The organism is Neisseria sp. P0009.S007, from assembly GCF_051962515.1.
This window is the reverse complement of the sequence record NZ_JBQCVF010001146.1, coordinates 1-262: the sequence shown is the minus strand read 5'-3', so window position 1 is coordinate 262 and position 262 is coordinate 1. Positions and strand designations below refer to the sequence as shown.

Annotated in this window: 2 pseudogenes; both read right to left on the bottom strand. The window is 57.6% G+C overall.

Annotation, left to right across the window (positions count from 1 at the left end):
- Positions 1-143, bottom strand: a pseudogene (locus tag ACTHS3_RS18090) (LPS export ABC transporter periplasmic protein LptC); the annotation flags it as partial.
- A pseudogene (locus tag ACTHS3_RS18085) lies at positions 140-262 on the bottom strand (phenylphosphate carboxylase subunit delta); the annotation flags it as partial. The pseudogenes ACTHS3_RS18085 and ACTHS3_RS18090, both read right to left, overlap by 4 nt.

The window sequence follows — 262 nt, the reverse complement described above, 5'->3', positions numbered from 1 at the left end:
ATCGTATATTGCGGCTGGTTGGGGTTGAGTTTGACTTCTTCAATGTCGATTTCGCTGATGCGCCCCAGCCATGCCGACAATCCGCCGAGCGCGACCGCCAGCACCAAAGGGAATGCGATTCCGTACCGCCATCTTACTCTCATTTGATGTACTCGTTCAAAGCCGCGCCCAGCGTACCTTTCGCGCGCATAATCAGGTCGCACACTTCGCGCACCGCGCCTGCGCCGCCCGCCTGTTTCGTAATATAGGAGGCGTGTTGCAG